Origin of the sequence: uncultured Faecalicoccus sp. (genome assembly GCF_944327125.1) — a bacterium.
GTDB lineage: Bacteria > Bacillota_I > Bacilli_A > Erysipelotrichales > Erysipelotrichaceae > Faecalicoccus.
The window spans coordinates 1-9,422 of sequence record NZ_CALVGO010000049.1 but is presented as its reverse complement, the minus strand read 5'-3'; the positions used below and the strand labels follow the sequence as shown (position 1 = coordinate 9,422).

The following is a 9,422-nucleotide window of genomic DNA, read 5'->3' as shown; positions in this document are numbered from 1 at the left end:
TTGGTGCAGAAGAAGAGATTTGAACTCTCACGCGATTGCTCGCACTGCCGCCTGAAGACAGCGTGTCTGCCGTTCCACCACTTCTGCATTTAGCTTTCATATTATGGCATAAGTCATGTTTTTTTTCAAATCTTTTTGACAGAAATGGTGAACTTAAGGTGTTTTTATCTTGTTAAATGTTTGAATATGATCTTTGGCGTGTACAAAGTAAACCAAATGGTAAAGATCAACAGGACCAGGATCATGACGATCGAATAGATTTCCCAGTGGCTTGTCAGTCCCAGTAAGAATAAAGGAGCGACCACGACCGCTAGAATGGCCCAGCCAATCAGGAATTCTAAAACGACATTCATATTGTTCTTAACGGCGCTGGTTTCATCCTGCCAGTCTGTTTTAGGGTGAAGTCCATCCACAAAGATCGCTATCGCATTGACCAGGATCGTAGTGATAAGGCTTCCCAACAGGAAGAAAAGATCATACCACAAAGGATAAGGGACAATGAAATGAATGCTGATCAACATCATGATACAAGTTAAAAGTGAGAACAGGGTTCCAATGGATTCTTTGATCAAAACTTGTTTGGTGAAATCCAAAGGGATGTACTTCACAAAATCGATATTTTTTCCTTCTCTTGAGAAAGCGGTAGCGCTGATTCCATTTAATGAACCGGCAAAGAAACCGAATCCAGCTCCAGCGACAAGCAGAAGCAAAGGCAAGTTGATCAAAGAGGGAATATCGATGGCTCCTAATATTTCTCTTAACTCCTTGACGTCTGGCGTGACCAGTACGATCACGATGAACATCACCGGCATAACCAAAGAAGAAAGTACACAATTGGCCATATAGGCTGGGGTGCGGATCAGCCGAAGAAATTCAACCTTGGCATAATTCAAATAGACGGATTCCTGCTTGCGGTATACGACTTTTTTCTTCTTTTTTGATACGGAGGTGCCGGCATCCCGGGCAGCGCTTAGATAAAGTTTATCCGCGCACAGAAGGAACAGAACGGCCAAAGCCGCAACGATCCCTAAACATATCAGCAAATCGATCAGTGAGCTTTCTACGATCGAACGGGCGGCAAAAGGAACGTTGAAGAAAATCTGGATCAATCGGATCAGACCTTCAGGTTCGTTTTGAAGTACCTGTACAAAGAAAGTTGGATTTTCAAGGTTAGCTCCAGCCTGACTGCAGGCGATTCCGATAATGACGGCAATCCCGATGGACAATACGCCCACAATCATATTGAAGCGATCCTTATTTTTAAAATAAGGAAGGAAGCGAAGGACGATCATCCAGAAGATCGAGGCGATAAAAGTTACCGGCAGTCCGATCAAAAAGATCTGAACGATAAAATACACGATCGACAATACCTGAGCATATCCCGCCATGATATAAGCAATCATCATCGGGATCATTCCAATGCAGGACACCAGCATCAAAGAACTGTATACGATCAAAAACTTTGAAAAGACGATCGTTCTTGGCGTGATGGGCAGCACCAGCAAATGATTCAGATCATCGGAAAAGTAGAAGATCGAAGGAAAGGTAAACAATGCCGTCCATAACATCAGTAAACAGATGCAGGCAAAGCCGACTTCCAGGATCAACAGGTCTACGGTGTGCATACGAAATCCCTGAAGAAACATATTGAACAATACCGCAAATGTCGGAGCCAGGCAGACAATCAGCACGATAATGACACCGATGCTCTTTTTTCCTTGCTTGGATCTTAGATCCATGCCGTAGTTGGCTTTAAAGAGCGCTTTGGTCAAAACTAGGAAATCATGCATCCTGCGTAACCTCCAGGAAGATTTCTTCAAGAGATTCTTTATCTTGATGGGTTTCTTTTAGTTCCTCCAGAGTTCCGTCAAAACAAATCTTTCCATGATTGATGATCAGGATCTTATCGCATAGTTTTTCAGCCACTTCCAATACGTGTGTGGAGAAGAATACGGTATTGCCCTGGCGGACGTGTTCTTTCATCAATTCTTTTAAGCGGTAGGAGGAAGCTGGATCCAGGCCGGTCATCGGTTCATCCAGGATCCATATATTGGGGTTGCAGACCAAAGTGGCAATCAGGATCGCTTTTTGACGCATCCCGTGCGAATAGCTGGACATTCTCTCGTTCAAGGAGTCTTCCATTTCGAATTCCTGCGCAAATTTACGGATTCGTTCATTGCGGGTCTGAGTATCGATATGGTAAATATCGGCCATAAACTGGATGTATTCCATTCCGCTGAGTCTTAAAAAGAGATCAGGGCTGTCAGGCACCAGACCGAATTCTCTTTTTGCTTCAACAGGCTCTTTGACGATATCTTTTCCATTCAGGGTAATCGTTCCCTTATCGGGCATCAGGGTCCCTGTCATCATATGGATCGTTGTCGTTTTTCCGGCACCGTTAGGGCCGATAAAGCCGACGATGCATCCTGTAGGAATCGTCAGGGTGATATCGTTGACAGCAGTTTTTTCACCAAATTGTTTTGTGACATTTTTAATTTCAATCATAAAAATTCTCCTTATGGCATCTATTTTACCACCGGGGAGGGGGTAGACAACACCATTATATAGTTAAGATTATATAAATATTTCTAATTGATTGAAATAGAATTCATGGGAAAGGAAACTTTTCGATTCTTTGAATTTGGTATAGAATAGAACGGAAACAAGGAGAGAGAAACATGGAGAAGATCGAGATCAAACCTTGTGCCGGTGACAAAGACCTGCAATTGACAGCAAAACTGGCCAATGTCATATGGCACGAATATTTTCCTTTTCTGCTGACAAAGGAACAAATCGATTATATGGTAGATAAGTTTTGTTCATTCGAAGCGATGAAAGATTATGAGAAACATCATAATTATCATTATTTTATGGTTTATGTATCGGAAGAACTGGTGGGATACATTGCTCTGGGGCATGAAGAAACACGTCTCTTTTTAAGCAAGCTATACTTAAAGAAAGAGGCCCGGGGGCATCGTTATGCGAGCCAGATGTTTGATTTTATCAAAGCACACGCTAAAAAATATCAGTACGATACGATCTATCTGACTTGTAATAAACACAACACACATTCTATCCAGGTCTATGAAAAACTGGGATTTCATGTTGTCGATGAAGATGTCACCGACATAGGACAGGGCTATGTGATGGATGATGTGATCATGGAATACGATCTATGAATGAAAATAAGAAAAATTACCTGGCGTGCGAGCGAAAAGAAGTTTTTCTGTTACTGATGTTTGCCGCCGGGATGATGGGCGCTTATACATTTATCTTACGAGGCGGTGTTTTCTGTAATGCCCAGACCGCTAACTTTGTGATGATGGCGGTTTATATAGGAAGCGGCATGTATTCCCAGGGACTTTATTATCTGATTCCTGTTTGTGCCTACTTTATGGGAACGGTGGTCTCTGAACTGCTTCCCAATCCGGTCAAAAAGATCCATTTGTTTCGCTGGGATACCTATCTGGTGGCCTTTGAGATCCTGGTTCTTTTCGGGATCGGATGGATTCCTTTGAGTGTCAATCACCATATCGTACAGGTGATGATCAACTTTATCGCATCGATGCAGTATAACACATTTCGCCAGGCCGAGAGCATTCCTATGGCAACGACATTCTGCACCAATCATCTTAGGCAGACCGGGATCGGGATCGTTCGCTTTTTAAGAAAGAACGATACAAAAGCGCTTTCTAAAGGAATGAGTCATTTGTCGATGCTGATTAGCTTTGTCTTGGGCGGGATCGTGGAAGCTTTTTTCTGTTCGCTTCTTTTGGAAAAGGCCATTTGGATGGCCTTGATTCCCTTGATGATCAATTTTATCCTGCTGGCATACAGCGATCTAAAAGAAGATCGGCGCGATTTTTCAAAAGTCCCTTCGGGGCACTAGTTTCATTGCCAACCTTGATAGAAATCACTATAATTTAAGTATCAAGGAGGTCAGTGATGCATACACAGGATAATCTATATATTACCGGACATATCCATCCCGATACGGACAGCATCGCATCGGCCATTGGGTATGCCTTTTTAAAAAGAGCGCTTGGTTATCCGGCAGTTGCCTGCCGTTTGGGACCCGTTAATTCGGAGACTCGCTATTTGTTGGAACGTTTTCATTTCGATGAACCTGTTTTGTTGGAAGACGCCCGCATCCAGCTTCATGAAATGACCTTGGATCATCCTGTCAATATTCATCTGGACACCACGGTCTTTGAAGTTCTGCAGCTTATGCAGACAGGCCAGGGACAGGGTTTTGGCGTCGTTGACGAACAAGGCGTGCTGGCCGGCATTGTCACCCGCAGTGATATTGCCCGCGTCGGGTTGGGCGATACGGCTTTGGGCATCGATCTGCTCAAGGAAACGCCGGTGGAAAACATTGTAAAGACGATCAATGGAAAGATCGTCTATCAAGATCCGGACCGGCATATCAATGGAAAGGTATCGATCGTAGCTCTGACAAGGAACCTGGTAAAAAATTATGATATCAAGGACCGCATCGTGATCATCGGAGACGATCCCGTCTCGCAGATGGATCTGATTGAAAAAGGAGCGGGCATGTTGGTGATGGTCTGGACCGAAAAGGTCGAGCCTCAGGTTATTGAAAAGGCCAAAAGATATCATTGTCAGCTGATTTTATCGGGCCATGGAAGCATGAATACCTCCCGATATCTGTATTTTTCCGTGCCGGTCAAGCTCATCATGACAAAAAAAGTCATTACGTTTTCGGATTATGAAATCACCGAAGATGTGGCAAAAAAAATGTTGAAGACGCGGTTTCGCATGTATCCGGTCGTAAACAAAAACTATGAACCGATTGGATATATTACCCGCTATCATATGATGAATTACACCAACAAGAAGATCGTTCTGGTGGATCACAATGAATTCTCGCAATCGGTGCGGGGAATCGAGCAGGCTGTACTGGTAGAGGTGATCGATCATCACCGTATCTGTGACTTCGCAACAAGCAAGCCGGTCTCTTTTAGAAATGAGATCGTCGGCAGCACCGCGACCATCATCGCAACGATGTTTAAGGAAAATCAGATTCCGATCCCTAAAAATCTGGCAGGTCTTTTACTGGGAGCTGTTCTATCGGATACATTGAAATTCCAATCGCCGACCACAACCGAAAAAGACCGTCAGGTTGCCAACCTGCTGGCGGCGTTTGCCGGTCTGGACATCGATGAATTCGCAACGGATATGTTTACGGTCAGCTCGGATATTTCCGGAAAAACCGTTGAACAGCTGATCAATTCCGATATCAAATACTATGAGATCCGCAATTATAAGGTCATGATCTCGCAAACGATCATCCCTTGTGCGGATTATATGCTGGGGCTGGACAAGGAAATCGAACAGGAACTGGAAAGACTGGTCAAACAGAACGGCTTGGATCTGTGCCTGGGCATATTTACAAGCATACTGGAAAATGGTTCGCTGATTTATGCCGGCGGTCCGCACAAAGAATGGGTACGGGAGCTTTTTGGGGAAGACAAGAGCACACAGCTTCACGAGAATATCTTGTCACGAAAGAATCAGATCGTACCGATGCTTCATGATATGATCACCCGATACTGATTTTTTCTTAATGCTATCTTAATACGAAAAAGGGTAACGCTTATTATTTTTTAATGATTTTTGTGTTACCTTTTTTAAGAGTAAGCGACTGACGTTTGTCAGATAAATGGGGAGAGATATGTTTACTAAGATTCAAAGGCGCTTTACACATGCGCAGACATTGGCCATTGGACATTTTATGGTCATATTGATTGGAGCTCTTATTTTGATGCTTCCGATATCATCGCAAAGCGGGGCACCCACCGATTTTCTTTCTTCTCTGTTTACTTCGACCAGTGCGACCTGCGTGACAGGTCTGATCGTAGTGGATACGGGAACACATTGGAATTTCTTTGGACAATTGGTCATTATCCTTCTGATCCAGATTGGGGGACTTGGCTTTGTCAGTATCGGGGTTCTGTTTTCGATGTTTTTAAATAAACGAATCAGTTTGAGCACCCGCAGCCTTTTGCAGGAAAGTCTCAATGTGGACAAAGTGGGCGGTATTATCCGGCTGGTTCGCAAGGCACTGATCGGTACGCTGATCTTTGAGGGGGCTGGCGCGATCTTGTTGATGTTCCGGTTTATTCCTCAGTTTGGCTTGGGAACCGGATTGTGGATGAGCATATTCCACTCCATATCCGCCTTCTGTAATGCCGGATTCGACATTCTGGGAAATTTCTTTGGGGCCTACAGCTCCCTGGAATCCTACGCCGGAGATCCTCTGGTCAATCTGGTCATTATGTCTTTGATCGTTATCGGCGGTATCGGATTTATTGTATGGGCTGATCTTCTGGAACATAAATGGCATTTTAAGAAATATCGTCTACATACAAAGATCGTTTTGATCACGACCGTCATTTTGATTTTTGGAGGCGCCTTTCTTTTCTATATTTTTGAAAAAGACGGGGTTTTGTTAGGAAGGCCGATCCATGAGCAGATCCTCTGTTCATTGTTCAGCTCCGTGACCGCCCGTACGGCCGGTTTCAATTCCATTGATTTTGGAGCGGTCAGACAATGCTCCGCTTTATTGATGTGTGTTCTGATGTACATTGGAGGAAGCCCGGGATCTACGGCCGGAGGAATCAAAACAAGCACGATTGCGGTGTTGTTTGGTTCGCTGGTCTCCAGCATTCGCGGCAATCATGGATGCAACCTCTTTAAAAGACAGATCTCATCGGATGCCATGCGGCAGGCGGCCAATGTCTTGATCTTGACCTTGGTTTTGGCTACGGGGGCCATCATGACGATCTGCGCGATCCAGGATCTGAATATGCTGGATGTTGCCTTTGAGGTCTTCTCTGGTTTAGGTACTGTAGGGATGACCACCGGGATCACCCGGGATCTGGTTCCGGTCAGCCGTGTGATTATTATTTTGATGATGTATTTAGGACGTATAGGAACGATGGCTTTTGCGTATAGTTTCTTTGAAAAGAAAAATGTACCGGCAGTTCAAAATCCGGTAGAGAAAGTGATGGTTGGTTAATATGAAAACAGTTTTAATTATCGGCCTTGGACGCTTTGGACGTCATCTGGCTACCCGCATGGCCGAGCTGGGAAATGAAGTGATGGTCGTGGATGTCAACGCCGAAGTTGTGGAAAAGATGCTTCCAATTGTTACCGATGCCAAGATCGGTGACTGTACCGATGAAGAAGTGCTTCGCTCTTTGGGCGTCAACAACTTTGACATTTGTTTTGTCTGCACGGGAAACAGTTTCCAGAGTTCCCTGGAGATCACCGATCAATTAAAGGTCTTAGGCGCCAAAAAGGTCATCAGTAAGGCCGACCGTGATATCCAGGCAAAATTCTTACTGAAAAACGGGGCCGATGAAGTGGTATATCCAAACCGTGACATCGCGGAAAAAATGGCCGTTCGCTGCAGCATGAACAATGTGTTTGACTATGTGGAACTGTCTCAGGGATATTCTATTTACGAGATTCCCCCTCTGCCAAAATGGATTGGGAAGACCGTGGGCGAATGCGATATTCGTCAAAGATATCATTTAAGCATTATTTCCACAAAAAAGAATCAGGAAATCAATATGTTGCCGGGGGCCAGTCATGTTCTTAGTGAAGATGAACATCTGGTTGTGATTGGCCAACAAAAAGACATTGACCGTATATTGAATCAATTTTAGAAGACAGCTGCGCTGTCTTTTTTTATCTTTGTGATAAAATGATAATATGGATGAAAAATTACTGCGAAAAAGACTGAATCGAGTATTGATTTTTGCGATCGTAATCAGTTTTATCATGGTTGTGATCGGCTTTTCTTTTATCAATATCACTTCCAATACATTGGAAGCTTCGACCCAAGAAAGTATGGAAGCGGAAACCGATGAATACATCAAACGGCTAAACAAGCAAATTCATTCGGATTACCAGCTTTTAAACACATTGGCCTCCATGATCAGTGATTCAAAGATCGATGAGGCTTCCAACTTTGAAACGATTCTAGAAAACGTCAATGAAAAAATTGACTTTTTATCGATGATCTATTTTGACTTGAACCGTCAGGGCATTATCGTGACACTGGATCAGGAAGTGCTTACGGATGTTTCTTTGGATTCGTTAAATGAACAGATCCAGACAACGGTAGAAGCGTCCTTTGCGGGAAAAGAGGATATTTCCAATCTGTTTGTGGGCGATTTCACCAAAGAAAAGGTTTTTCTTTACAGTGTTCCTATTTTGGAAGAAGGCAAGGTGACAGGCGTTTTAGCTGCCACCGATCATGTTGAGATCTTTGCGGATGTTTTAAGCGGTGAAGGCTTGTTGAATGGGACCGGAAGGATCAATCTGATCGATTCAAAAGGCAATTTTCTGGTGCGCTCCAACAATCCGATCAATAAAGAAGACGTGGATTCGATTTTTGATTCCTCCTATGAGGGCAATGAGGAGCACATTAAGGAATACCGCAAGGCTTTAAAAAATAATGAAAAACTGTACTTTTCGTTTGCCTATCAATCCAAGCCGTATCGCATGCATCTGGCCCCGGTAGGCATCAACGGATGGTACTTGTGTATGGTCAATTCCGTACAGGCCAGCAATTCCCTGGTGTATTCCATCGTAGAGATCCTGGCAGTTATTCTGGTCATCGTAGTCGGACTGGTGGGCTTTATCCTGATTTATGGCTATCGCTTGATCCGTAAAAACAATAAAGAACTTTACGACCTGGCTTACTATGACCAGTTGACCGGGGCTTTTAACTTTATTTATTTCCAGAAAAAAGCACAGGCGGCCCTGAAAGAAGATCCTAACGGCTGCATTGCCACCATCAATGTGTCGCAGTTCAAATTCATCAATGAGATCTTCGGCCGGGAAAAAGCCGATCAGTTTTTAGTGTATATGGCTAAAATGATGGGGCAGGCATTAAAGAAGAAAGAATTCTTCTGTCGGGAAAGTGCAGATTTCTTTTATCTGTATTTGAAGGATACCGACTATAAGATCCTGAATCAACGTCTCAAGGACATTCTGGAATCGATCACAAATTTTCCTGGGGCTTCTTCGCAAAGCTATCGGGTCTTGCTGAGCTGCGGAGCGGTTGTATCCGATGAAAACCGCACGGTTTTCTCTTACGATCAGATGATGACCCATGTGATGTTTGCCCTGGCCAAGGCAAGAGAAAAACATCAGAATACGGTGTGGTTCTTTGATGCCAAACTTCATGAAATAGAAGTTTTGAACAGTACCATTGAAGGAAATATGCACCAGGCTTTGGAAAATAAAGAATTTAAAGTATACTTGCAGCCCAAGATCGATCTAAAGACGCATCGGCTGGCTGGCGCCGAAGCGCTGGTTCGCTGGGTGCGCCCGGATGGCTCGATCTTACCTCCGGCCGCCTTTATTTCTCTGTTTGAGGACAATGG

The 9,422-nt window shown here is 44.0% G+C and carries 8 protein-coding genes and 1 tRNA gene; 6 read left to right on the top strand and 3 right to left on the bottom strand.

What is annotated here, in order from left to right; translation table 11 throughout:
• Position 1: 1 nt before the first annotated feature.
• From Q0K03_RS06100 to Q0K03_RS06090, 3 genes are all read right to left on the bottom strand, one after another.
• Positions 2–87, bottom strand: a tRNA-Leu gene (locus Q0K03_RS06100).
• A gap of 77 nt (positions 88–164) precedes the next feature.
• Complete coding sequence (locus Q0K03_RS06095; RefSeq protein ID WP_297238815.1) at positions 165–1,790, bottom strand: hypothetical protein; 1,626 nt, start codon at positions 1,788–1,790, stop codon at positions 165–167.
• On the bottom strand, positions 1,783–2,505 hold the full coding sequence (locus Q0K03_RS06090) for an ABC transporter ATP-binding protein (protein WP_297238808.1): 723 nt from the start codon (positions 2,503–2,505) through the stop codon (positions 1,783–1,785). The genes Q0K03_RS06095 and Q0K03_RS06090 overlap by 8 nt, the downstream gene beginning before the upstream one ends.
• Positions 2,506–2,678: 173 nt before the next feature.
• Here Q0K03_RS06090 and Q0K03_RS06085 point away from each other — a divergent pair, with 173 nt between their 5' ends.
• The 6 genes from Q0K03_RS06085 to Q0K03_RS06060 form a co-directional block, all read left to right on the top strand.
• Positions 2,679–3,179 carry a GNAT family N-acetyltransferase gene (locus Q0K03_RS06085; protein WP_297238804.1) on the top strand — a complete coding sequence of 167 codons (501 nt, stop codon included), beginning with the start codon at positions 2,679–2,681 and terminating at the stop codon, positions 3,177–3,179.
• The gene (locus tag Q0K03_RS06080) at positions 3,176–3,889 is read left to right on the top strand and encodes a YoaK family protein (RefSeq protein WP_297238798.1); all 714 of its coding nucleotides are present in this window, start codon (positions 3,176–3,178) and stop codon (positions 3,887–3,889) included. The genes Q0K03_RS06085 and Q0K03_RS06080 overlap by 4 nt, the downstream gene beginning before the upstream one ends.
• A 56-nt stretch (positions 3,890–3,945) precedes the next feature.
• Positions 3,946–5,577 (top strand): putative manganese-dependent inorganic diphosphatase, encoded by a 1,632-nt coding sequence (locus Q0K03_RS06075; protein ID WP_297238794.1) that lies wholly within the window; start codon positions 3,946–3,948, stop codon positions 5,575–5,577.
• 118 nt (positions 5,578–5,695) lie between these two features.
• Positions 5,696–7,042, top strand: a complete 1,347-nt coding sequence (locus Q0K03_RS06070; protein WP_297238791.1) for a TrkH family potassium uptake protein — start codon at positions 5,696–5,698, stop codon at positions 7,040–7,042.
• Between the two features lies 1 nt (position 7,043).
• Positions 7,044–7,694, top strand: coding sequence for a TrkA family potassium uptake protein (locus Q0K03_RS06065; RefSeq protein WP_297238789.1), 651 nt, complete (start codon positions 7,044–7,046; stop codon positions 7,692–7,694).
• Between the two features lie 46 nt (positions 7,695–7,740).
• Positions 7,741–9,422: diguanylate cyclase (locus Q0K03_RS06060; protein ID WP_297238787.1), on the top strand; the 1,682-nt coding region annotated here is incomplete at its 3' end.

Coding starts and splice junctions, on each gene's coding strand:
- Q0K03_RS06095 (WP_297238815.1), bottom strand. CDS start 1,790: ATGCATGATTTCCTAGTTTTGACCAAAGCGCTCTTTAAAGCCAACTAC.
- Q0K03_RS06090 (WP_297238808.1), bottom strand. CDS start 2,505: ATGATTGAAATTAAAAATGTCACAAAACAATTTGGTGAAAAAACTGCT.
- Q0K03_RS06085 (WP_297238804.1), top strand. CDS start 2,679: ATGGAGAAGATCGAGATCAAACCTTGTGCCGGTGACAAAGACCTGCAA.
- Q0K03_RS06080 (WP_297238798.1), top strand. CDS start 3,176: ATGAATGAAAATAAGAAAAATTACCTGGCGTGCGAGCGAAAAGAAGTT.
- Q0K03_RS06075 (WP_297238794.1), top strand. CDS start 3,946: ATGCATACACAGGATAATCTATATATTACCGGACATATCCATCCCGAT.
- Q0K03_RS06070 (WP_297238791.1), top strand. CDS start 5,696: ATGTTTACTAAGATTCAAAGGCGCTTTACACATGCGCAGACATTGGCC.
- Q0K03_RS06065 (WP_297238789.1), top strand. CDS start 7,044: ATGAAAACAGTTTTAATTATCGGCCTTGGACGCTTTGGACGTCATCTG.